The organism is Flavobacterium shii (genome assembly GCF_025847235.1).
In the GTDB taxonomy this organism is placed as follows: domain Bacteria; phylum Bacteroidota; class Bacteroidia; order Flavobacteriales; family Flavobacteriaceae; genus Flavobacterium; species Flavobacterium shii.
The window spans coordinates 26416-50948 of record NZ_JAOZEW010000011.1; the positions used below are offsets into that span (position 1 = coordinate 26416).

A 24533-nucleotide genomic window follows, 5' to 3' on the forward strand; every position below is an offset into this window, starting at 1 on the left:
TGTGCAAAAATAGACTTTTTTTATGAATTGAATTTAATAAATTCATAATTAAAACTACTGAGACTACCTTTATGATAATTAATATTGAGTAGAGATGTGTCTTAGAGACGCACCACAATGCGTCTCAAGATATCATCAGAAAAAATTAAACCTTAAAAATAAGTTTGTTCTTGTAGAAAATCCATAAAATGAATGTCCAAATCCCAACATAAACTAAAGCTCCAGCTAAGGAAGCTGTCATGGGATTGCCGAAAAATGGTGCGATCCCAAAACTGTATAAATAATTTAGAAGATTGATTTGTTCTCCCGGAATATGTGGATTCTCGAATTGAACCATTACCAATCCTTGGGGGATTATTTGCGAAAAGAAAAACACGATCATTGGATTTACTCCCCAAATTAAGAATAATTTGATCCCTTTCTTGAAATTAAGAATGTCGATAAGATAATATAGCAATACCAGACAAGTCGTAGCTAATCCTGCTGTGTATAATACATAAGTACTTGTCCAAAGGGATTTGTTTATAGGGAAAACAAGACTCCAAATTTGAGCTACTATAATTAGAGTGATACCTGCAATTGCCATTTTTTTAGCGATTTCATTTTTTGGAATAGAGCGGTGTAATAATTGACCAATAAGCAAACCAATAATTCCAGTTGCGATTGATGGAATTGTGCTCAAAATCCCTTCCGGATCCCATGTTATGGTTTCGCGATACATATGCCCCTTAAGTAAAATGCTATCGATCCAAGAAGCTAAATTGGTTCCTTTATCAAAATTTGCTTCTCCAATTCCGGGAACTGGAATTAAAGCCATTACAGCCCAATATCCTAGTAATAAGATTGCAGCAACTATTATTTGTGTTCTTTGATTTGATTTTAAATATAAAAGTGAAACTACAAAATATACGATAGCGATACGTTGTAAAACCCCTGGTAATCTTACGCTTTGATACGCTTCAATACCGCTATAGGCCAAAAAGAGGTAAATAAATAAGATTGAAAATGCTAAAATGTTTTTTACTTTAGAACTAAAATTACCCATTAAAGCATATCCTACTGCAATAGTTATGATTAATCGACCATTAAGCAACGGAATTCCTTCGAGTCCAAAAAGTTGTATTTTGGCAAAAAAATTAAAGAAGATTCCCAAACAAAACATTCTTAACGAGCGTACTAATATTTTATTAAAAGTAGTACTATCGAATGTTTTAGTTGGCATTGCAAATGAAACAGCAACTCCCATAATGAATATAAAAAAAGGGAAGACCAAATCGGTAGGTGTGCAGCCATGCCAGTCTGAATGTAATAAAGGAGGGTAGACGCTTTTCCAGCTTCCTGGATTATTGACAATTGTCATTAATAAAATAGTTAATCCTCTGAAGACATCTAGTGAAATCAAGCGCTCTCTGGTCATAATGTTTTGGTAATAGGTTAGTTTTGTTTTTAAAAGTTAATAATTTGGTTTAGAGAGTAATAATTTCAGAAGTAAGTGGTTATTTGTTTCTTATGATTATTACTTTATTTTTTTGCCACAGATTTAGAAGATTCTTGCAGATTCCTGAATATTCAAAAAATCATTTTAATCCTTTTAAATCTGTGGCTTTTATTTTTTAATCAATTACAAGTATAGTCATTTATATAGTAATAACATTAAAATTAGATGCTAATGGCTTTAATTCTTTAATGAGAAGTGGGATTAATTCTTCTCCTTTTTCCAGATAAAATTCCGAAAAATTGGCTTGACGTTCCTGTAAGCTTTTATTAGGGAACAACTCATTTTGCAAATCGATAATACGTTGCAAAATTTCACTTAGTTTTCTTTTTTGTGCTTTTAAAAGTCGTTTTTCTAGGTTTTCAAGCCCTTTTATTTGTTTAACTTCTTGCGCTTTTACTGCTCCAGTGAATGATTTATCTGTTTGGTTTGCCAATTCATAAAGATGTTCAAATTGCTTGTGTAAAAGTTCTTTCTGAGGTGTTAAATCAATCGAAAATGGTGATAATTCTCTTGTGCTTTTATTGATTAAACGGTCTTGTTTTGAGAATAAATCACTCCAGAATAAGTTTAATTGATCGGCTTTTTTTACCTGTTTTTCGGTTGCTAAAAGAACCGAATTTCGAATTAAAAGCATCGGGAAAGTAATCTTTACTGTGTCAAAGAATGATTTTAATTCCAACCAATAAGCTATTTCTCCGCCCCCGCCGATATAGCATAAATTTGGTAAGATAATTTCTTGGTATAACGGACGCATAATCACGTTTGGGCTAAATTTTTCGGGATTACTTTCTAGTAAATCAAAGATTTCTTTTCCTGAAAATTCAATTCGGGTATTATTAACTTTATATTTTCCGTTTTCAAAAATGATGCGTTCGCGTAAATTATCTTCAATATAAAATAAATTGATTTCGCGTGGATTCACCTGAACCGTATAATCTTTCAGCTTTTCGATAGTTTCCTGAACAGCTTTGTATGAAGTTTGAGATTCTAATTCTTCTTTTATATAAGGGATAAAAGCACGTTTTAAATTGGCATTATCAGCATCTAGAATTACTAAACCTTGTGATGCAAACAAACTATTGGCAAGATAACGAGTTGCATCTGCCAGATTATCGTGTTTTAAATAAGCATCTTTAAATATTTTTTTCAAAACATTGGCATTGATGCTTGAACCTAATTCTAAAGCATATATCTCGAAAAAATCTTCAAGCCCTTTAGTAGATAATCTTCCAACAGGTCCAGAACTTTCGGCATTCCATCGGAACTTTTTACCTTTAAAATTAAAATAATTAATTTCTTCGAAGTCATGATCTTCAGTTGCCATCCAATAAATGGGAACAAAGTTATGCGAAGGATATTTTGATTTTAATTCGTTGGTAAGATTTATAGTTGAGATTATTTTATATAAAAAATATAATGGACCGCTAAATAAGTTTAGTTGATGTCCTGTAGTAACCGTAAATGTATTTGGGAGCGCTAAGGCTTTGATATTTTGTTTGGTAGAATCCGAAGTTTCAACTTTAGCATATTGTTCTTTTAAGACAGAAACTAATGGAATTCTATTGTTATTATCGAAATTTTGTTGTTTTTCGATAATTTGTTTTTCAAAATTTTCCAGAGTTGGAAAATTATTATATAATGGTTTTAAATCTGATTTTTGTTCTAAATAATCATGTATCAATGTTGAGAAATATCCTGAGTTTTGGTAGCTGATACAGTCGGTTGGCATAAGTGTTGATTTTTTTTGATAGCTGTAAATTTAATCAAAATTTATACTTAAAATTGGATTTAACTATTGCTTATGATTTGATTTTTTAAAATGGGTGTAATTCATTGCAAATCAATGTATTGTTTTGGTTGAAAGAAAATACTTGTTTTTTAATTTGTTTGAAAAATAATTCACAGATTTTGAATACTTTAATAGATTTTTTTGGCTGTTGAGGATTATGATTTTTTAAAACTAATTTCTTGAAAAAGCTGAATTTAATATTTGTTATTTTCAAAAAATAAAATCAATTTTATATTCTATTTTCAAAAAACTATATAAACCACATGAAAAATAATTCTACTAAGGAAAACTCCTTAAAACATGTCCTTTTTGGGAGCTTAATAGGTACGACAATTGAATTTTTTGATTTTTATATTTATGCCAATGCAGCCGTATTGGTGTTTCCTCAGTTATTTTTCCCGGGAGCTAGTAGTACAAATTCTACCCTTGAATCTTTGGCAACTTTTTCGATAGCTTTTTTATCCAGACCAATAGGCTCGGCTGTTTTTGGTCATTATGGAGATAAAATAGGCCGTAAAGTTACCTTGGTAGTGGCTTTGCTAACCATGGGATTATCGACAATTGCCATTGGTTTTTTACCAAGTTATGCAAGTATCGGAATCGCTGCACCAATTTTATTGATGTTATGTCGATTTGGTCAGGGAGTTGGTTTAGGAGGCGAATGGGGTGGAGCAGTTTTACTAGCGATAGAAAATGCGCCTCCGCATAAACGTGCTTGGTATGGAATGTTTCCGCAATTGGGAGCGCCCATCGGATTGTTGCTTTCTGGTGGAACTTTTTTGATTTTAACGGATACTATGACCAGTGAAGATTTTATGGATTATGGATGGAGAATTCCGTTTATAGCGAGTTCACTTTTGGTAATTGTTGGATTTTATATTCGTTTAAAAATTAGTGAAACTCCTGCTTTTGAAAATTCTAAATTAGAACAGAAAGAAGTTAAAATTCCATTTTTCACCTTATTGAAATCATATAAAAACCAACTTATTTTTGGAACTTTATCTGCAATTACAACCTTTTTGGTGTTTTATTTAATGACTGTTTTTACATTGAGTTGGGCTACCTCAGATTTAGGTTTTACTAAAAGAGACGCTTTATTGATACAATTGTTTTCGGTATTGTTTTTTGCAGCATTTATTCCTATTTCGGCTTTGGTTGCCGATAAAATTGGTCGTCGAAAAATTCTAATTATTACTACGATCGCTATTGCAGCATTCGGTTTTTTCTTTTCATATTTCCTCAATTCAGGAAATTCTATTTTGGTAACAGCTTTTGTGTGTATCGGAATGTCATTGATGGGGTTTACGTATGGTCCGTTGGGAACTTTTTTATCAGAGTTGTTTCCTACCACAGTTCGTTATTCCGGTGCTTCATTAACTTTTAATATGGCAGGTATTTTGGGTGCTGCTTTTGCGCCAATGATTGCAATTTGGCTGGCAACTACCTACGGTTTGAGTTATGTTGGGTTTTATCTGACTGCCGCTGCCTTGATTTCTTTAGTTTCGTTTTTAGTAATTTCTAAGAAAGTGCACCAGTTTTAAGAACATTTCTGTTTACATAAATAACTAGAATATTAGAAATTTTGATATTTATAAATATGAATTTTAGGACTTACGACTAATTTTTACTCATGATTTTGAATTTATATTGATGTTTATTTTGTTGAAAATCAGTAATTTGATTTTGTAATAAGAAAATACTTGTTTTTAAATTTGTTTATTTCAAAAAAAAATCACAAAATTTGCATCAGAAAATAAATCATTAACCAAATTAATAACGAAGACAATGTTTGTACCAAACTTTACCTCTCAAAACATCACATCAGGATTAGATTCTGTTGTTATGTGTCTTCGTGGCTTTTCGCAATCATAGCAAATCAATTTTAGATATATGAACAAGCCCGAAGGAAATTAACTTTCGGGCTTTTTTTATTCTAGACACTTCAAAAAATTCCCGATACCCCGAACTCAATTTATCTATTGGAGATAAAATGCTTTTGCCTTGTATTTTCTAATACTTGGCAGGAAAACTATAATTTAAATTTTTTAAATGGACAATTATCTTTTAGATGATTACATCTTGTGTAGTCGTTTAAAAAAGGAAAAGCAAAAAAAGAGCGCAGTTAAAAAAGATTTTGAAAAACAATTAATTCAGTTAGATAAGCTTGAAGATGAACTATTACGTAAGCGTAGCGCTTTACCATTAGTTCCTTTGGCAACACCTTATCAAAAAGGGTGGGAACGCAATTTTGTACTTAGGGAAGATATTGCGAGATCTAAAGAAGCATTGTTTTATAAAACGGTATTGGAAAAGATAAATACGGTGCAATATTCTTCTGATAAAGCTTTTAAGAAAAAGAAAAGGAGAAAAAAGAAAGCATGTTTATGTAGAAAAACTTCAAACTGTAAAAGAGTTTTCAGAATCAGAATGGAGAAGTTCAAAACTAGCATTGACAGATAAAGAAAAAATGCATTTTTATAAAAGGGAACGATGGTATCCTAATTGTAAACGCTATAAAGTTCATTACATATTTAATGAGCCTTGGCGCTATGTATTGCGTGTTAGACCAAATATGATAACACATACTAAAATGGTTGATGGAGTTTTGGAAAGTGAAATTGCTAGGATAAGTAATTATATCACGAATCATTTTCTTCGAAATTCAATGATGAAAATTGCACACGGTAGCGCAAAATATTGGAGATGGATTGGTAATAAAGAATTGAAATACCAAAATCCATTAGACAATAAACAAATTCATACCATAATGGATGAATATTATAAAGAAATAGAATATCTAAATAAGGAGGCATTGCACTCTAAAGATAAAAAATACAATGGGAAATAAATTATCTGGAAAGGACCTGATTAAAATAGGCTTTCCAAAAAATAATAGTATCAACATTGCCTTGGGGCAAATAAACAGATACAGAAAACGAGAAAAAAAAGAAAGTATATTAAACGAAGCGAAAGAAGTTTTGCTATCGCCAGAAAAGTTTACAGGACATGGTACTTGGGGCAAAGTTGCCGAAGGATTGGTAAATCCGGTACAAGTAAGAATGCATCAGCTTAATAATACAAGAGCTCCTTTTTCCATATTTGGAGAAAATGAAATCGATGAGCAAGCCAAGTATCAGTTATATGATGCTTTAAAACTTCCTGTTTCGGTTGCTGGTGCTTTAATGCCTGATGCACATTCTGGTTACGGATTACCAATAGGTGGTGTACTTGCAACAGACAATGCTGTAATTCCGTATGGAGTAGGAGTAGATATTGGTTGCCGAATGAGCTTGTCAATTTTTGATATTCCAGCCTCTTTTTTTAAAGGAAAAGAGCATCAGTTGCAAGCGATTTTAAAAGACAATACCAAGTTTGGAATGTATGAAACCCATACCATACGAGCAGATCATGAAGTGTTTAGCCGAAGTGAGTTTCAGGATATTCCGATTATAAAAAACTTGTTAGGTAAAGCGTACAAGCAACTTGGAACATCAGGTGGTGGAAATCATTTTGTAGAGTTTGGAATTGCTAAAATTACCAACCCGCTTAATGAATGGAAAATTGGTGTAGGTGAATATTTTGCAGTATTGTCACATAGCGGATCAAGAGGTTTGGGAGCAAATATTGCTAAACATTATACGTATTTGGCAACAAAACAATGTCCGTTACCCAAAAATGTACAGCATTTGGCTTGGTTAGATTTAAATACGCACGACGGACAAGAATATTGGCTGGCTATGAATTTAGCAGGAGATTATGCCAAGGCTTGTCATGATGATATTCATCGCCGTATTGCCAAAGCTATTGGTAAACGTGTGGTTGTAACAATCGAAAACCATCACAATTTTGCTTGGAAAGAAATGGTAAATGGTAAAGAAGCCATTGTACACCGTAAAGGGGCAACTCCAGCTAATGCAGGTGAACTGGGTATTATTCCGGGTTCGATGACTGCACCTGGATTTATTGTTCAGGGCAAAGGAAATACGGAGAGTTTAAACTCTGCTTCTCATGGTGCTGGACGACTTTTTTCTCGTAGAAAATGCAAAGAATCGTTTACACAAAGTGAGATTAATAAAGTCTTAAAAGCAAACGACGTAACCTTGATTGGAGGTAATATAGATGAAGCTCCAATGGCGTATAAAGACATTAATAAAGTAATGGCCAATCAAGTGGAGTTGGTGGATGTGTTAGGCACGTTTACACCAAAAATCGTGAGAATGGACAGATAAACAAATTCAAGATTATGGAAAGGTTTAAAGATGAAAATAAACGGTTAGGAAGTTTTGGAAATAGCATAAATGTAAAATGTCCAAGATGCGCTTCGCAAGCAGTTGTTAGGAGGACTTTTGAGTCTGAAGTTTATTATTGGGATAAAAAAATCTTAGAATGTAAAAAATGTTATTATTCTTTAAAAGGAGGAATGGTAAAATACATTGCTTATGTAGATACTTATTGCTGTAATAATGAAGACAAGATAAAGTTTGAGTCGCAATTTCTGAATGAAAAACCAGAAACAATCAAGCTAAAATGTTCTGTATGTAATGAGATAAAAGAGTTCAAGCCGATGATTAAGGAAGTTCCTTTTGTGTTCGATTCTGATAAATCATTACAAAGAGAAAGTGCTTTTAATGCTGAAATATGGTATCAGAAAGAATTTGACCAATCAATTTTTTGGGCTTATAATTTAGAACATATTGATTATTTAGAGAGATACATTAAAGCTGATTTAAGAGAAAGAAACAATAATGGAAGTGGTAACGGGACAATGGTTTCCAGACTTCCAAAATTTGTAAAAGAAGCAAAGAACAGAGAGAAACTGTTGAAAATTATAGAAAAATGGAAAAAATAATTCAAATAACATCAGGTCGTGGCCCAGCAGAATGTAGCTGGGTTGTGGCTCAGGTGCTAAAAACATTCCTGGAAGAAGCAAATGATAATAAAATAAAAACAACGTTGCTTCAGCGAGAAACTGGAATCGAAAACGGAACTGTAGAAACAGCAACAATTTTATTAGAAAGTACTAATCTTAATGAGTTTGTAAATTCTTGGATTGGAACAATCCAATGGATAGGACAGAGCCAATTCAGGAAATTTCATAAACGTAAAAATTGGTTTATCGGAATTTTTGAAATTGATAAAGCAACCACAACACAAATTTCAGAGAATGATATTCAATATCAGGCAATGCGTAGTTCTGGCGCAGGAGGACAACATGTAAATAAGGTGAGTTCGGCAGTAAGAGCAACTCATGTTCCTACGGGAATAAGTGTTGTGTCTATGGATTCGCGTTCGCAGCATCAGAATAAAAAACTGGCTACCGAGAGATTATTACAGAAATTTAAGGATGAAACTGTAAAACAGTTTAAAGCTGAATTTCAGGCACAATGGATGAATCAGTTACAAATTCAGCGAGGGAATCCGATTCGGGTTTTTCAAGGTTCGGATTTTAAAAAACAAAAACAAACAAAAAATTACAAACAGGAAAGGCAAAGACTAAAAAGAGAAGATTATTTAGATAATGATTGATCTCAGGAAATTTGAATTTCTTAATAGAATAAATTATGAATTAAGAAGAATTAAATTAAATAGAAAAGGATGCTGTGAGGCATCCTTTTTAGCTTGTATAGTTTTATCGCTTTAAAGTAAAGTGACCTCTATATTCTTTTCCATTTAAGCGGGTTGCAGTAAACCAGTAATCTGAAGTAGGTTCTTTGCGACCAACACTTGTTCCATCCCAAGTATCATTATTATGTAGTTCTTTGATAAAATTTCCATATCGGTCAAATATTTTTATACTAGAATTGGGCTTTAAAGAAACAAAGTCAATAGTCCAATAATCATTATGGCCATCATTATTTGGAGTAAAGAATTTAGGAAATGGAAGTTCCTCCATATAATTAATACATTCTCCTTTAGTCGATTCAAGAATTTGTATTGTTATCGGAGTTCTATTGCTTTCACAATTATTAATAGTCTGTGAAGCATAATAGATAATTCCATTTTCAAGTAGAGTTGATTCAGATAAATTGGTTCCTAGTGTAATAGCATCGTACCATTTTACATCGTCTCCATCAATTTTGATAGTATTTATTGTGGCATTTTTTTGTATACAAAAACTTTGAAACTGTTCTCCAGTTGGAATTTCTGTATCTTGAATTTTTATATTGATTGGGAGTCTCTCGCTTTCGCAATTGTTTATAGTTTGTGAGGCATAATAAGTGTTGTTTTGTAGTAAAGTTGTGTCAGATAAGATATTTCCAGCTGTTGGGGCATCATACCATATAATTGAAGTTCCGTTTATATTTATATCTGATATTGTTGTATTTTCGTTAGCACAAAAAGTTTGAGTTTTGCTCAGTGTTGTTGGTAATGCTTGACCAACAACAATAATAGTTTGCTTCTGACTGGATGAGTTCCCATTACCGTCATTATAATTCCATACAATTGTATATGTGCCAGGTAGGGTGTAAGATAGAGGATTTGTTGTTATAGCTGTGATAACGCCAGCACACGTATCAGTAGCAGTAGGGATTGAACTTACAATAGTGTGGCAGTTTCCAGTTATGGTTGGAAGATTAGTCGTGTCAGGAATTGGAGCTTGAGTATCTGCAATAATAACAGTGGTTTTTTTAGTTCCGTTACAAGTGCTTGTTCCTGTTGTGGTACAACTATATTCCCCACGATTCGCTAAGGTTGCGTTAGTTATTATGGGATTTTGATCTGTAGAAGTAAATCCATTAGGTCCTGTCCAGGAGTAATTTGTTCCACCTTCTGCAAAAAGTTTTAATTCACTGTTGATGCAAACAGGTGAGTTACTCGTTGTAGATGTTTGATCACAAACTGCAACTTTAACAGCCCATATATCCTGATCTCCATTATTATTCTCGGTTTTATCTCCCGACATGTTAGAATCGGACCAACCTATTGCAACATAGTTTCCATCTCTTGATTGTACAACAGCTTGAGGAGTATCTACATCATTACCGCCAATTGTTTTATCCCATTCTATATTATAATTTGAGTCGAGTTTTACGAGCCAATAATCGCATTCTCCACGAGAAGCTTCTGTTTTATTGCCAGAAATTTCAGAGTAGGACAATATTCCCAATATTAAACCATTATCAGCAGTAAGTTTTAAGTTGTTTAAATTTTCAGTATCGCCTCCTCCAATGTCTTTTTGCCAAATAAGCTGACCATTATTATTTAATTTTACTAACCAAACATCAACTGAATTTCCAACAGTATTTTGAGTTTTATCTCCGGATATCTTGGAAGAAGAATTTCCGCCAACAATATAGTTGCCATTGTTTGTTTCAACTATTGATACTGCAGAATCTCCATTATTACCTCCAATAGTATTTTGCCAAATAATAGCACCATTTTGATCAATTTTTAAAATCCAATAATCAGAAATACCTTTTGAGTTTTGAGTTTTATCACCAGATATACTTGAAGTTGAGGATGCTGCTATAGCATAGTTATGATCTGTAGTTTTTATAATTGATGAGATTGAACTGCTTTTATCTCCACCAATAGTTTTTTGCCACATGATTGCGCCAAAAGCATCAATTTTAATTAACCAAATGTCAATAGTTCCTTTTCTGTTTTCAGTCTTATCCCCGGAAATATTAGAGGTAGATTCTCCTCCCATTAAATAACCACCATCATCAGTTTGAATTATAGTTCTTAACCTGTCGACACCAGAACCTCCATAGGTTTTATCCCAAACAATATTTCTATTTACATCTAATTTGACTACCCAATAATCATCATTTCCTCTTGAACTTTGAGTTTTTTCTCCAGATATTCCCGAAGCAGTATAACCTCCTAATATATAGCCTCCATCTTGTGTTTCTTTTGCCGATGTTAAATTATCCGTTTTGTTTCCGCCAATAGTTTTTTGCCATAATAAATTACCCGTTGCGTCATCAATTTTAAAAAACCAATAATCGCTTAAACCTCTTGAGATTTCATTTTTATCACCCGAAATATTAGAGTATGAATAGCCTCCGGAGATGTAATTTCCATCGTTTGTCAATTCTATAAAATTACACCATTCAACATTGTCACCTCCAATAGTATTTTGCCATTGAATAGTTTGAGCGATTGATTTAGTTGTAATTATAAAAATAAATAAAAGTAATTTATGTTTCATTCGGTTTATTTGAGTTGGCGCAAATGTAATTAAATATCTATTAAAAAAAAGCAAAAAAAATACTCAAAAGCTGTGTTTTTGAGAAAAACACTAAACAAATCTTTTTATAAAAAAGTCCCTAAATATGCCCTATTTTTGCACAAAACATTTCCCTTTGAAAACCAAGCTTTTTATAATCACTCCTCCTTTTACACAACTGAATACACCGTATCCGGCAACCGCCTATATTAAAGGGTTTCTGAATACTAAAAATATAGAATCGGTTCAGGCAGATTTAGGTATTGAAGTAATTTTAGAATTGTTTTCGAAGAAAGGATTGCAAGATTTGTTTGATTTTTCAAGTTCAAAATTTGAAGTTTCAGGGAATACAATTTCAGATAATTCCAAACGTATTTTTGCTTTGCAAGACGAGTATTTTAAAACTATAGATGCTGTAATTGCTTTTTTGCAAGGGAAAAATCCAACATTGGCATTACAAATCTGTCAGGAAGATTTCTTGCCAGAGGCTTCTCGATTTGTACAATTGGAAGAGCTTGATTGGGCTTTTGGAACAATGGGAACTCAGGATAAAGCAAAACATTTGGCTACGTTATATCTTGAAGATATCTCAGATTTTATTGTGGAATGTGTTGATGAGAATTTCGGTTTTAGCCGTTATGCTGAACGTTTAGGTCGAAGTGCTAATTCTTTTGATGAATTATATCAAGCCTTACAATTAGAACCAACATATATTGATGAAGTTTTAATTTCGATTTTAAAAGAAAGAATAGAATCGGTTAAGCCAACTCTATTTTTAATTTCAGTTCCTTTTCCTGGGAATTTATATAGTGCATTTAGATGTGCACAATGGGTAAAACAGAATCATCCTGAAATTAAAATTTCGATGGGTGGTGGTTTTCCAAATACCGAATTACGTTCACTATCTGATGCTCGTGTTTTTGAGTTTTTTGATTTTATTACTTTGGATGACGGGGAAGTGCCTATCGAAGAAATAATATCCTCCCCCAACCCCTCCGAAGGAGGGGAGACAAAAAAGTATAAGCGTACTTTTTTACTTGAAGAAGGGAAAGTAGTTTATAAAAATAATTCATTAAAACAAGATTATAAACAATCTCAAGTTGGAACTCCAGATTATTCTGATTTGCTTTTGGATAAATACATTTCGGTTATAGAAATTGTGAATCCAATGCATCGTATGTGGAGCGACGGACGCTGGAATAAACTCACCATGGCTCACGGTTGTTATTGGGGAAAATGTACGTTTTGTGATATTTCATTAGATTATATAAAGGTTTACGAACCTGTTGCTGCTAGTTTGTTGTGTGACCGAATGGAAGACATGATGAAGCAAACGGGGCAAAACGGTTTTCATTATGTAGATGAAGCTGCTCCGCCAGCATTAATGCGTGCGTTGGCACTCGAAATTCTTCGACGAAAGTTAGCAGTAACTTGGTGGACAAACATTCGTTTTGAGAAAAGTTTCTCTGCCGATTTATGTTTGTTGCTAAAAGCCTCGGGTTGTATTGCTGTTTCGGGTGGTTTAGAAGTTGCTTCGGATAGATTATTAAAACTTATAGATAAAGGTGTTACTGTAGAACAAGTTGCAAAAGTAACACGCAATTTTACTGAAGCTGGTATTATGGTTCATGCATATTTAATGTACGGATATCCAACGCAAACTGTTCAGGAAACGGTTGATAGTCTCGAGATGGTACGTCAGTTATTTGAAGCTGGAATTTTGCAATCAGGATTTTGGCATCAGTTTGCCATGACAGCACATAGCCCAGTAGGAATGTATCCGGAAAAATTTGGCGTGGTTAAAGAAACTGAAGCGATTGGGACTTTTGCTAATAATGATATTAACTATACTGATAAAACAGGAATAGATCACGATAAATTCAGCTTTGGATTAAAGAAATCCCTCTTTAATTTTATGCACGGAATCTGTTTTGATTACGAACTCCAAGATTGGTTTGATTTTAAAATTCCAAAAACTAAAATAGGGTCTGATTTTATTTATGATGCTTTACAAGAATCTGAAGGTTTTAATATAAAGCCAACTGCAAAAATCGTTTGGTTGGGAGGAAAACCTTTTACAGAATCCTTTACCAAATCTAAAAAAGGAAATTCATGGGAAATGCTAACACTTACTTTTCATGATAAAAAAGAAAGCTTCAGTATTCAAACCAATAAAATTGAAGGGGAATGGTTAGTTGAAATGTTACAGAAAATTTCAGTTTCAAAAACTAAAACTTATACATTTCAGGAAGTAAAAACCGATTTTGAAGCCAATTTTGAGGATTTCGAGTTGTTTTGGTATTCGAAACCTGTGAATACTTTAAGAGAATTTGGGTTATTGGTGTTGTAAATTATTACGTAAAGTTTCGCAAAGAGAATCGCAGAGATGCACAGAGTTTTATTGTTGGATTACATAAAAAGCCCTTCGACTTCGCTCAGGATGACAAGATTGTGATTAGTTTTTGTTAACTTAATCACGACTGTTTTAAATCTTAGAACCTCAGTACCTCTCTTTGCTCCTTTAATCAATCTTAAACCTAAACCCAATTCCGTGTAAGTTCTCGATAACAATTCCTTTTTCGTTTACAAGTATTTTGCGAAGACGTGAAATAAAAACATCCAGACTTCTTCCCATAAAATAATCATCATCGCCCCAAAGAGAAGTTAGGATTTGTTCTCTTTTTAAGACAGTATTTTTATTATCTATAAATAGCTTCAGCAGTTCAGACTCGCGTTGTGTAAGACTTGTTTTTTCGTTTTCATTATATAAAATGAAATTCTGAATGTCAAAATGGTATTTTCCGATTTTATAAACGGATTTATCTATGGAGTCATTCTTTTGCGAACGCTTTAAGAATATTTCAATTTTAAGGAGTAGTTCTTCAATACTAAAAGGTTTCACGAGATAATCATCGGCACCCAATCGCAATCCTTTTATTCGGTCTTCTTTTAATGTTTTTGCCGAAAGGAAAATAATAGGAATATCGGAGTTGTTTTTTCGTATTTCGGTAGCCAGTTCAAATCCATCTATTTTAGGCATCATAATATCCAAAATACAAACATCAAAATTACTTTTATTAAAAGCTTCCAAACCTAATTCTCCGTTGCAGCAATGTGTTACCTCATAATTATTTTGTTCCAAATTATCTTTGGTAAGAAACGCTAAGGTTTCATCATCTTCGGTGTAAAGAATTTTGAAAATACTCATTTTTTGTACGGAATTAATATGGTTATGGTTATCCCTTTTTCGGGATTGTTAGTAGCATTGATTTTCCATTGATGCAAGTTGCAAATCTTTTTTACATAATACAAGCCTAATCCAAAACCATTTGACTGCGTACTTTTTTCATTTGGAATTCTATAAAATTTATCGAAGATAAAAGAAATATTTTTGTTAGCAATACCAATTCCGTTATCTATAAAAGCAACTTTTAATAGTTGATTTTCTTTGGATAAACGAATGATTATTTCGGGCTTAGTGTCACAATATTTTATCGCATTATCCAGAAGGTTATAAACGATGTTTATAAAATGAAAAACATCGGTAACAATAGAATAATTTGCAGCATCAGATTCAATTTTTATATCGGTATCTGGGTATTTTAGTTTGATGTTTTCTATTGTTTCTTCAATAGCGGAAATAATTGAAATCTCTTTCAGTTCGAGTTCTAAAGGCGTATAATCGGATTTTGCAATACTCAGAATCTTCTCAATATGATTGTTTAATTTACCACTTTGATTGATAATGATTTCGGTATATTTCTCAAGTTTTTTATCTTCCTTAATTGGGTCTTGTTTAATTAAATAATTGGAAGCGATTAAGATAGAGGCCAATGGAGTTTTGAATTCATGTGTCATGTTATTAATAAAATCACGTTGCAATTCGGAGTATTTCTTTTGCTGCAAAAGCGTAAAAATCGAATAGATATAAATGAGTAAAATAATAATAAGCATTATCGAAAGCACAAACCAAAATCGCATTGAGCTGAAGATATAACTGGTTTCATTAGGAAAACGGACAGCAAAATAATAAACCAGATCTTTATGTTTCGGGAAATGAACCAATTGTTTCTCTTTGGTATTTTTGGATAAAGAAATATAATTTCCATAAACCATTTCATTGCTCTGGCAATTATACATGGCAAATTCAAAATCGGTTGTAATATTCATTTTCTTGAATTCCGATTTTAAATAAAATTCTAAGATATCGGGTTCAAAAGCATTCTCGATGTTTACAACATAATAGTCATTAGATATTTTTTGGATAGGACTTTGGGCAGGCAACTCGTTACTGGTACTTTCATGCAGTTTTCTGGCTACTTCAAGTAATGCAATGTGTGTTTTCTGATTCAGTTTTTTTTGCTCAAGCGTAAAAGCTTCTTTGGTCCATAGTAATTGTGCGACCAGTATGCCGATGATTGCTATAAAACCCAGAAGGATAATGCTGTTGAGCCTGTTTATTTTCACTTAAATGTAATTTACAAGGTGTAATATTAATCAAAAATATCTTTATAAATAGCGATTAACAAGTCGTTAACAAACATTTGAGATCGCTTAACAGCAACTCGTTTTTATGGGGTTTATATTTGTAATGTTCAAAAATGACAAACCAAATAATCATTTAAAATTTTAGACTATGAAAATTATCAAACCTTTATTATTAGTATTGACATTAGGATTAATGTCTTTCTCTGCAATTGCTCCAGTGCAGTCATTAGTATCAAAAAGTGCTTCGGCAGATGGTAGTATTACATGGAAAACAGAAACTATTGATGTGGGACAAATTCCTCTGAATGTACCTAAAGCAATTGATTTTGAATTTAAAAACACAGGAAAAACAGCTGTAGTTATTACAAGTGTTCAAGGTTCTTGTGGTTGCACGGCAACAAATTATACAAAGGAACCAATACTTCCTGGAAAATCAACAAAAATCACAGCAACTTATAACGCTGCGAGCAAAGGGGCATTTTCTAAAACAGTTACAGTTACCACGAGTGCCGAAGCGACTCCAAAAATACTTACTTTAAAGGGGTCAGTTATTTAAAAATATGCCAATAATATTTTTAAACTCTAAGCAATTATGTTGCTTGGAGTTTTTTTTTGTTTATGAAGTAATATGGAGGATTGTAAAGCGACGATTAATTTTTTTACAAATGGTTTATTTTTACTAAAACTTTTCTATTTTTATTAAAAATATTATTATGAAAACTCTATATCCACTTATTGCTGTTATCATTCTTTTTGCTACTGTTTCTTGCAATAAAAAGTCGGAAAAGAGAGAGGAAGAGTCAAAAAATGTTTCTGAAAAAGGAGTTGATGAACTTAAAATTACAATTGATAGTTCTGGCATTGCTGCTTTTTATCAAGCATATCCTAAATTGCTTAAATTTCAGAATGATGTCTTAGCATTATACAAGAAAAATAAATCTACTCAATTATGGTTGGATAATAAAGGTATAGTAGAGTTCGCAAATACATTATTTAATAAATACAAAGGATTAGACCAGGAAGGATTAGAAGCTAATTTTCCTTACAATGAAAAGATCAGTCCTATTTTTGAACATACTTCTGAAAATAAACTATCTCAAGTTGATACAGATTTGATGATTACTAATTTATACTTTTATTATGTTCAGAAAGTATCTGGTATAGATGAAAAAACCACCAAATCATTAGAATGGCTTTTACCTCGAAAAAAAGTAAATTATCAGATTTTTTCAGATTCTATCTATAATAAGTCTACTATAAGTGATGATAAAAAAAGCAAAATGTTCAGCCAATACTATAAGCTTCGTGATGCACTTCATCAATATAGAGAAATTGAAAAAAAAGGAGGTTGGAAAACAATTGAAGTAGGAGATGATTTTAAAAGTCTAAAAAAAGGAGATTCGGCTCTTGCTGTTGGACAAATCCGAGAGCGATTATTTATAACCGGCGAACTGAAAGAGGATAATAAAAGTTTAGTCTATGATGATGTTTTGGCCGAAGGGGTTAAAAATTATCAATCGCATAATGGGAATACCGTAAATGGCAAAATCTCATCGGAGCATATTGTCGAAATGAATATTCCGGTTTCTGACAGAATTAAAACGATAATTGCCAATATGGAACGTTGTAGATGGATTGACCCTGCACTCGAAAAAGGCAAAGAATATATAGAAATTAATATTCCAGAGTTTAAATTGTATTTAATTCGTGATAACGAAATTGCTTTTGTATCAGCAGTTGTTGTAGGGAAAGTGATGACGCAAACTGTTATTTTTAGTGGAATGATGAGTAATATTGTTTTTAGCCCATATTGGAATGTTCCTACAAGTATCATCAATAAAGAGATTAAACCAGGAATAGCTAAAGACAAGAATTATTTAGCAAAGAAAAATCTGGAATGGAATAATGGCTCAGTTCGTCAGTTACCGGGGAAAAATAATTCGCTTGGTTTGGTGAAGTTTTTATTTCCAAATTCAAATAATATTTATTTGCATGACACGCCTGCAAAAAGTTTATTCGAGAGGGAAAACAGAGCCTTTAGTCATGGCTGTGTACGTGTAGCAAAACCGAGAGAATTGGCAATTGAACTTTTAAAACAAGATCCTACATGGACTCCAGAAAGAATTGATAAAGCAATGCATGCAGGCAAAGAAAGTTGGTATACGCTAAAAAAGAAAGTTCCTGTTTATATTGGTTATTTTACCGCTTGGGTAGATCGAGATGGGAATTTGAATTTTTATAAAGATATTTATCAAAAAGACGAAAGTTTGATCAAATTATTGACTGAAGAATAAAGGTAATAAAAAATATAAAATGCGGATGATGTAGATTTCTTAAAGGAAAGACGCTGATTCAGAAGTTTCGGGACTGATTTTTTTAAAATTATAGAATGGAAAAATCCGTGTCATCCGTGTTCCTTTTTAGGCAATCAGATTAACACAATTTAATTAGTGAAAATTGGTGTAATTCGTGGCAAAAAAAAATCTATTTAGGCATTACGCTAATACACTTATAAAAACGTTTCGTGTAATGTTCTGAGTCCAATGCACTAATAGTTACGCTCCCCGCTTTTCCTGAGGAAGCATGTATGAATTTTGACTTCATGCCATTGGCTTCACAGATGATCCCAACATGTCCCACAATGTTTTTGTTTTTATAACCGTAAAAAACTAAAACATCTCCAATTTTAAAGTCTTCAGCTTTCTTTGTAATTCCCAAATTTTTATAACCGCTTGAACTTCTGGGTACGCTAACATTAAAATGTTTAAAAACATAATTGACAAAGCCGGAACAATCAAATCCCTTTTTAGGATTATTCCCGGCATATGAATAAGGCGTTCCCAAATATTGTTTAGAATATGTAATAATAGAATCTCTATCTGTTGTAGTTTGTATTTCTTGAATTTGATTTCTTATGATATTATCTTCTTTTTTTATGGTAAAAGAAGATACTAAAATAGCTGTGGCAAATAATATATAAATGGGAAATTTCATCTTTAAAGGAAGTGGTATTTAATTTATAAAGGTATGTGGTTGCTTTTTAATATCAAAGGAATGGTTTATAATGAATCTTGAGAATGCGTAATAGGATTGGTGTTTTTTTATTACTATTTGACATTTTAGTATCTTCCTGAAGTATGTAAATGATTTATATTTGTTAATCTCGTATATATTTTAAGAAATAAATTATGTTTATCAAAAAAATACCGCTTTTAATTCTGTTTTTAACGATTTCGATAGTTTCGATTTCGCAAAGCAAAAACAGTACATTTCTATACAATGGTCGTGTCGAAAAACTGGACAATAATAAGGTAATGCTTATTGGTTCTGCATCTTCGGTTTCATTTAATTTCACAGGAAATGAATGTGTGATTTCACTACAAAGCGTTGATTCCTGGGAGCATCATAATTATGTTTCTTTGGTTCTGGACGGGGAATATATAGGTAAATTAAGAATTGAAAAAGGCGCAGTACAATCTTTTCCTGTTAAAGTTACCTCAACTAAAAAAGTCCATAACCTAACAATTTATAAAACTACCGAAGCACATACGGGAGGTGTTTTATTTGTGGGGACAACGGCAAAATTAACTTCAATAACTTCCATAAAGAAAAAGAAAATTGAGTTTATAGGTGATTCTATTACTTGTGGAGCTGCAAGTGATCCATCGGATATTCCTTGTGATAAAGGGGAATATTTTGACCATCATAATGCTTATTATGCTTACGGACCTGTACTTTCCAGAGCAATTGGCGTAGATTATTTAATGAGTTCTGTATCTGGAATAGGAATGTATCGCAACTGGAATGATGAGAATAAAGATGAAGCAATTATGCCCGATGTGTATGAGAATTTATACTTAACGAAAGACGCTTCGAAACCCAAATATGATTTTGCTTTTCAGCCTGATATTATAAGTATTGCTTTAGGAACGAATGATTTTTCTGGTGGAGATGGCAAGAAAGAACGTTTGCCTTTTAATGCCGAAAAATATATTTCGAATTACATCAATTTTATAAAGATGTTGTATAAACACAATCCAAAAACACAAATCGTTATTACAAATAGTCCAATGGTAAATGGCGAAAAAGCAGTCATTTTTGAGAATTGCCTGAAGAAAATAAAAGAAGCTTTTGCGACTGATAAAACACATAAGACAATCATTATTTTTAAGTTTAAACCAATGATTCCGAAAGGTTGTTTAGGGCATCCCGATATTGCCGACCATAAAGTATTGGCGGATGAATATGCTCCATTTTTAAAAAAGTTACTAAATGAAAAATAATATATTTAAGTTTGTTTTCTTTCTGATGATTTCCAGTACTATGATGGCAAACGCTTCTCTTCCGAATATTTTTGGTGATAATATGGTTTTGCAACGCAATGCCGAAGTTAAAATATGGGGTTGGGGGAATCCTAAAGAAGAAATCAAATTAGTGTCTAGTTGGAACAATCAGGAATATAAAGTTGTAGCTAATAATCAGGCACAATGGGAACTCAAGATTAAAACGCCCGAAGCTGGAGGACCTTATACTATTACTATAAAAGGATATAACGAAGTAGTACTTAAAAATATTCTTATAGGAGAAGTTTGGGTTTGTTCCGGACAATCGAATATGGAAATGTCTGCAAGTTGGGGAATCGATAATGGCGATGAAGAAGTAAAAAATGCGACTAACCCAAATATTCGGTTTTTTACTGTTCCAAAATTAACCGCTACAACCCCTCAGAATAATTTATTAGGAAACTGGGTCGAATCGAATCCAGAAACTATGAAATATTTTAGTGCCGTTGGATATTTTTTTGGCAAACGTTTACAAGAAGATCTAAAGAATGTTCCAATAGGTTTAATCTCTTCAAATTGGGGTGGAACTCCTGCCGAAATCTGGATGCCCGAAGAAGTGGTTGCAAATGATCCTCTTCTGGCAGAAAACGCTAAAAAACTCAATGAGCAGGAATATGGACCAAGACAACCCGGACGCGCTTATAATGCGATGATTTATCCTTTGGCAGGTTTTAAAATTGCTGGAACAATCTGGTATCAGGGCGAGTCGAATGTAGGTTCTACTATTTATGACAAAACATTATCGGCTTTGATTACCTCTTGGAGAAAAGTTTGGCAAGACGATTTTCCGTTTTATTTTGTACAGATTGCACCTTATAAAACTGGAAGTAATAATTTTTCGAATGTAGAGGTGAGAGATGCACAACGCAAAGTCCTTAAAGAAGTTCCTAATACTGGAATGGTTGTAATAAGCGACGTTAGTGATGTGAAAGAAATTCATCCAAAGGATAAGAAAACGGTTGGAATTCGTTTGGCAAATCTAGCTTTGGAAAATACCTATAAAACCAATACCCATTTGGTAAATAGTCCGCTTTATAAAGGAATTAAGATAGAGAAAAACAAAGCAGTCATTTCTTTTGATTATGCCGATGGATTGTATTTTAAAGACAAAAAAGAACAACAGTTTGAAATAGCAGGAACCGATGACGTTTTTTATCCAGCCGAAGCCGAAATCAAAAATAATGAAGTGGTATTAGTAAGCAAAAAGGTTAATGCTCCTGCAAAAGTTCGTTTTGCATGGGGAAATACAATCCAGTCGAATTTATTTAATAAGGCAAATTTGCCTGCTTCTTGTTTTATTACGGAATAAAGAAAATTTGGATTTTAGATTCTTTGCCACCCGAGCGATAGCGAACAGACGAAGTAAATTGTCTATAGAGGAACGCGGATTAAACGGATTCGCTAAGGCGAAAACACGGATTAAACGGATTTTTCATCTATTATTTTTTTAAATCCGTTTTAAACCCGCGTTCCTTTCGTAAAGAGTTAGATAGAATTTTATTGATGTAACGGATTGATGCGTTTTTTTGTTATGTCTCATTTTTTGTCAGACTGAGCGAAGTCGAAGTTCCGTAATAGGAGTAACAAGATTGTAGAAATTTAATTTTTTTTTGAAAATAAAATGAGCTCGTTAACCCGTTCGCGTGAGGGGATAGCAGTGGAAAGCCCACAGCCTGACGAAGGAAGTGCGAGGACTTGAAGCGAATAGCCCGACCCGCTTTTTTCGGCGGGACACGCCCAAAATATTAAACTATTTAACCATTATGAAAAATAAAAAAATAATAACTATTGGGGTTTTTACCCTTTTTACAATTGGAATTATGGATGCACAAAAAAAGTCATATTTAGATAAAAATAAACCTGTCGAAGAACGCATTGATTTGTTAATGAAACAAATGACGCTGGAAGAAAAAGTGGGACAAATGAACCAATATAATGGGTTTTGGGATGTAACAGGACCGGCACCCAAAGGAGGAAATGCCGAATTAAAATACGAGCATTTACGTAAAGGTTGGGTTGGCTCGATGCTTACGGTTCGTGGAGTAAAAGAAGTTCGTGCAGTACAGAAAATTGCTGTTGAAGAAACACGTTTAGGAATCCCGTTAATTATAGGTTTTGATGTTATCCACGGTTATAAAACATTGAGTCCGATTCCGCTGGCAGAAGCTGCAAGTTGGGATATGCAAGCGATTAAAAAATCGGCTAGTATTGCTGCCGATGAAGCTTCGGCATCTGGAATTAACTGGACATTTGGTCCGAATGTCGATATTTCGAACGATGCACGTTGGGGACGAGTGATGGAAGGCGCTGGTGAAGATCCTTATTTAGGGAGTAAAGTCGCAATTGCGAGAGTTACAGGTTTTCAAGGCGATACTAAAGAGGATTTGAGTAAGGTAAATACGATTGCTGCTTGTGCGAAACATTTTGCAGCTTATGGTTTTGCCGAGTCAGGTCGTGATTATAACACGGTAGATATGAGTATTTCTAAATTGTATAATACCGTTTTACCACCCTTTAAAGCAGCTACAGAGGCAGGAGTTCGTACGTTTATGAATTCGTTTAATATTCTTAATGGAGTTCCGGCAACTGGAAATAGTTTTTTGCAAAGAGATATTCTGAAGGGGAAATGGAAATTTGATGGTTTTATAGTTTCCGATTGGGCTTCGGTTCGTGAAATGATTGCGCACGGTTATGCCAAAGATGGTGCTGATGCTACGCAAAAAGCGGTAACAGCAGGATCGGATATGGATATGGAATCATATTTATATGTTACCGAATTGGCAAAGTTGGTTAAAGACGGCAAAGTAAAAGAAGCTTTGGTAGATGATGCAGTACGCAGAATTTTAAGAGTGAAATTTGAATTAGGATTATTTGATGATCCATATAAATATTGTGATGAAAAACGCGAGAAAGCTACTATAGGTAATAAAGCCAATAACGACGGCGTTTTGGACATGGCAAAAAAGTCAATTGTATTGCTTAAAAATGATAATAATTTGCTTCCGCTAAAGAAATCCGGGCAGAAGATTGCTTTGATTGGAGCTTTGGCAAATGATAAAAATAGTCCGTTGGGAAGTTGGAGAATTGCTTCGGATGATAATACAGCAGTTTCGGTTCTGGAAGGAATGCAGCAATACAAAGACAATCAGCTCACATTTGAAAAGGGAGCGGATTTAACGGTTGGGAAAACTACTTTCCTCGATGAGGTCGTTTTTAATACAACCGATAAAAGCGGATTTGAAGCGGCTAAAAAAGCAGCCAAAAATGCCGATGTTGTGGTAATGGTTTTGGGAGAACATGGTTTCCAGAGTGGGGAAGGACGTAGCCGGACAAACCTTGATTTACCAGGTTTACAGCAAGAATTACTAGAAGAAATATACAAAGTAAATTCTAATATTGTATTGGTATTAAATAATGGCCGTCCGTTAAGTATTCCTTGGGCTGCCGAGCATATCCCGACAATTGTAGAGGCTTGGCATTTAGGAACACAAACAGGAAATGCTGTTGCACAAGTATTATATGGTGATTACAATCCAAGTGGTAAATTGCCAATTTCTTTTCCAAGAAATATAGGTCAGGTTCCTATTTATTATAACAATTACAGTACAGGACGTCCTGTAAATAGTGATAAAAACGTATTCTGGTCCCATTATACCGATGTAGAGAAAACACCTTTATATCCGTTTGGTTTTGGATTAAGTTATACCACATTTGAATATAAAAATCTGAAAGTAAACAAAGCTGTTTTTATAAAAAATGAGCCTGTAAATGTTATGGTTGAGGTTACAAACACAGGTAATTACGACGGAAAAGAAGTGGCTCAATTATATATTCACGATGATTTTGCAAGCATTGCAAGACCTGTAAAAGAACTTAAAGGGTTTGAATTATTAGATCTCAAAAAAGGAGAAACCAAAATAGTCACTTTTACTTTAAGCCAAAAAGAATTAGGCTTTTATGATAACGAAGGAAACTATCTGGTTGAAGCAGGAACTTTTAAAATAATGGTAGGGGGAAGCTCTGATAAAGGATTAGAAAGTGGTTTTGAATTGAAATAGCAGGCTGGTTTAAATGAAAAAACATGAGTAATTTTTTACAAATACGATTTTAAATTCGTTATCTTTGAGAAACTTCGAAATAAAATGCTCCAAATAAAGCTACTGAATGAACACAATATTATAAATAAATTTTGGACACGAATTTCACAAATTAGTTAGTGTAATTCGTGTTTGTTTTTTGTAC

18 protein-coding genes are annotated in these 24533 nt (G+C 33.2%); 12 read left to right on the forward strand and 6 right to left on the reverse strand.

Going from position 1 to position 24533, the window contains the following annotated elements; translation table 11 throughout:
• Positions 1-145 precede the first annotated feature (145 nt).
• On the reverse strand, positions 146-1417 hold the full coding sequence (locus OIU83_RS11400; RefSeq protein WP_264206382.1) for an acyltransferase family protein: 1272 nt from the start codon (positions 1415-1417) through the stop codon (positions 146-148).
• A 220-nt stretch (positions 1418-1637) separates the two neighbouring features.
• Complete coding sequence (gene bshC / locus OIU83_RS11405) at positions 1638-3227, reverse strand: bacillithiol biosynthesis cysteine-adding enzyme BshC (protein WP_264206383.1); 1590 nt, start codon at positions 3225-3227, stop codon at positions 1638-1640.
• A gap of 323 nt (positions 3228-3550) precedes the next feature.
• Here bshC and OIU83_RS11410 point away from each other — a divergent pair, with 323 nt between their 5' ends.
• The 6 genes from OIU83_RS11410 (at position 3551) to prfH (ending at position 8813) form a co-directional block, all read left to right on the forward strand.
• Complete coding sequence (locus OIU83_RS11410) at positions 3551-4828, forward strand: MFS transporter (RefSeq protein WP_039111200.1); 1278 nt, start codon at positions 3551-3553, stop codon at positions 4826-4828.
• A 508-nt stretch (positions 4829-5336) separates the two neighbouring features.
• A complete protein-coding gene (locus OIU83_RS11415) occupies positions 5337-5747 on the forward strand; it encodes a hypothetical protein (protein WP_264206384.1) in 411 nt (136 codons plus the stop codon).
• Between the two features lie 7 nt (positions 5748-5754).
• Complete coding sequence (locus tag OIU83_RS11420) at positions 5755-6135, forward strand: hypothetical protein (protein ID WP_264206385.1); 381 nt, start codon at positions 5755-5757, stop codon at positions 6133-6135.
• Positions 6125-7516, forward strand: coding sequence for an RtcB family protein (locus tag OIU83_RS11425; RefSeq protein ID WP_264206386.1), 1392 nt, complete (start codon positions 6125-6127; stop codon positions 7514-7516). Before OIU83_RS11420 ends, OIU83_RS11425 begins: the two co-directional genes overlap by 11 nt.
• A gap of 14 nt (positions 7517-7530) precedes the next feature.
• A complete protein-coding gene (locus OIU83_RS11430; RefSeq protein WP_264206387.1) occupies positions 7531-8136 on the forward strand; it encodes a hypothetical protein in 606 nt (201 codons plus the stop codon).
• Complete coding sequence (prfH, locus tag OIU83_RS11435) at positions 8124-8813, forward strand: peptide chain release factor H (RefSeq protein WP_264206388.1); 690 nt, start codon at positions 8124-8126, stop codon at positions 8811-8813. Before OIU83_RS11430 ends, prfH begins: the two co-directional genes overlap by 13 nt.
• A gap of 103 nt (positions 8814-8916) precedes the next feature.
• Here the strand turns inward: prfH and OIU83_RS11440 are convergent, their stop codons facing one another.
• Positions 8917-11442, reverse strand: a complete 2526-nt coding sequence (locus OIU83_RS11440; protein WP_264206389.1) for a T9SS type B sorting domain-containing protein — start codon at positions 11440-11442, stop codon at positions 8917-8919.
• Between the two features lie 154 nt (positions 11443-11596).
• Between OIU83_RS11440 and OIU83_RS11445 the strand changes: the two genes are divergently transcribed.
• A complete protein-coding gene (locus tag OIU83_RS11445; RefSeq protein WP_264206390.1) occupies positions 11597-13810 on the forward strand; it encodes a B12-binding domain-containing radical SAM protein in 2214 nt (737 codons plus the stop codon).
• 171 nt (positions 13811-13981) lie between these two features.
• Here OIU83_RS11445 and OIU83_RS11450 read toward each other — a convergent pair whose 3' ends face one another.
• Together OIU83_RS11450 and OIU83_RS11455 are read right to left on the reverse strand one after the other, a co-directional pair.
• A complete protein-coding gene (locus tag OIU83_RS11450) occupies positions 13982-14668 on the reverse strand; it encodes a response regulator transcription factor (protein ID WP_264206391.1) in 687 nt (228 codons plus the stop codon).
• Positions 14665-15927 (reverse strand): sensor histidine kinase, encoded by a 1263-nt coding sequence (locus OIU83_RS11455; RefSeq protein WP_264206392.1) that lies wholly within the window; start codon positions 15925-15927, stop codon positions 14665-14667. Before OIU83_RS11455 ends, OIU83_RS11450 begins: the two co-directional genes overlap by 4 nt.
• A 169-nt stretch (positions 15928-16096) precedes the next feature.
• Here OIU83_RS11455 and OIU83_RS11460 point away from each other — a divergent pair, with 169 nt between their 5' ends.
• Both OIU83_RS11460 and OIU83_RS11465 read left to right on the forward strand, forming a co-directional pair.
• Positions 16097-16504: a DUF1573 domain-containing protein gene (locus tag OIU83_RS11460; protein WP_264206393.1), complete on the forward strand. Its 408-nt coding sequence runs from the start codon at positions 16097-16099 to the stop codon at positions 16502-16504.
• Between the two features lie 157 nt (positions 16505-16661).
• Positions 16662-18242, forward strand: a complete 1581-nt coding sequence (locus tag OIU83_RS11465; protein ID WP_264206394.1) for a L,D-transpeptidase family protein — start codon at positions 16662-16664, stop codon at positions 18240-18242.
• Positions 18243-18432: 190 nt separating this feature from the next.
• Here the strand turns inward: OIU83_RS11465 and OIU83_RS11470 are convergent, their stop codons facing one another.
• Positions 18433-18942, reverse strand: a complete 510-nt coding sequence (locus OIU83_RS11470) for a C40 family peptidase (RefSeq protein WP_264206395.1) — start codon at positions 18940-18942, stop codon at positions 18433-18435.
• 194 nt (positions 18943-19136) lie between these two features.
• On the opposite strand from OIU83_RS11470, the gene OIU83_RS11475 reads away from it, so the two are divergent.
• The 3 genes from OIU83_RS11475 (at position 19137) to bglX (ending at position 24349) form a co-directional block, all read left to right on the forward strand.
• Positions 19137-20231 carry an SGNH/GDSL hydrolase family protein gene (locus OIU83_RS11475; protein ID WP_264206396.1) on the forward strand — a complete coding sequence of 365 codons (1095 nt, stop codon included), beginning with the start codon at positions 19137-19139 and terminating at the stop codon, positions 20229-20231.
• Positions 20221-21600, forward strand: a complete 1380-nt coding sequence (locus OIU83_RS11480; RefSeq protein WP_264206397.1) for a sialate O-acetylesterase — start codon at positions 20221-20223, stop codon at positions 21598-21600. Before OIU83_RS11475 ends, OIU83_RS11480 begins: the two co-directional genes overlap by 11 nt.
• Positions 21601-22054: 454 nt before the next feature.
• Positions 22055-24349, forward strand: a complete 2295-nt coding sequence (gene bglX / locus OIU83_RS11485) for a beta-glucosidase BglX (protein WP_264206398.1) — start codon at positions 22055-22057, stop codon at positions 24347-24349.
• Positions 24350-24533: the final 184 nt, after the last annotated feature.

Bases quoted from the DNA above. Each gene is read 5' to 3' on its own strand.
- OIU83_RS11420 (WP_264206385.1), top strand. From the start codon at position 5,755: ATGCATTTTTATAAAAGGGAACGATGGTATCCTAATTGTAAACGCTAT.
- OIU83_RS11465 (WP_264206394.1), top strand. From the start codon at position 16,662: ATGAAAACTCTATATCCACTTATTGCTGTTATCATTCTTTTTGCTACT.
- bglX (WP_264206398.1), top strand. From the start codon at position 22,055: ATGAAAAATAAAAAAATAATAACTATTGGGGTTTTTACCCTTTTTACA.
- OIU83_RS11470 (WP_264206395.1), bottom strand. From the start codon at position 18,942: ATGAAATTTCCCATTTATATATTATTTGCCACAGCTATTTTAGTATCT.
- OIU83_RS11480 (WP_264206397.1), top strand. From the start codon at position 20,221: ATGAAAAATAATATATTTAAGTTTGTTTTCTTTCTGATGATTTCCAGT.
- OIU83_RS11475 (WP_264206396.1), top strand. From the start codon at position 19,137: ATGTTTATCAAAAAAATACCGCTTTTAATTCTGTTTTTAACGATTTCG.
- OIU83_RS11440 (WP_264206389.1), bottom strand. From the start codon at position 11,442: ATGAAACATAAATTACTTTTATTTATTTTTATAATTACAACTAAATCA.
- bshC (WP_264206383.1), bottom strand. From the start codon at position 3,227: ATGCCAACCGACTGTATCAGCTACCAAAACTCAGGATATTTCTCAACA.
- OIU83_RS11410 (WP_039111200.1), top strand. From the start codon at position 3,551: ATGAAAAATAATTCTACTAAGGAAAACTCCTTAAAACATGTCCTTTTT.
- OIU83_RS11450 (WP_264206391.1), bottom strand. From the start codon at position 14,668: ATGAGTATTTTCAAAATTCTTTACACCGAAGATGATGAAACCTTAGCG.
- OIU83_RS11425 (WP_264206386.1), top strand. From the start codon at position 6,125: ATGGGAAATAAATTATCTGGAAAGGACCTGATTAAAATAGGCTTTCCA.
- OIU83_RS11430 (WP_264206387.1), top strand. From the start codon at position 7,531: ATGGAAAGGTTTAAAGATGAAAATAAACGGTTAGGAAGTTTTGGAAAT.
- OIU83_RS11400 (WP_264206382.1), bottom strand. From the start codon at position 1,417: ATGACCAGAGAGCGCTTGATTTCACTAGATGTCTTCAGAGGATTAACT.
- OIU83_RS11460 (WP_264206393.1), top strand. From the start codon at position 16,097: ATGAAAATTATCAAACCTTTATTATTAGTATTGACATTAGGATTAATG.
- OIU83_RS11415 (WP_264206384.1), top strand. From the start codon at position 5,337: ATGGACAATTATCTTTTAGATGATTACATCTTGTGTAGTCGTTTAAAA.
- prfH (WP_264206388.1), top strand. From the start codon at position 8,124: ATGGAAAAAATAATTCAAATAACATCAGGTCGTGGCCCAGCAGAATGT.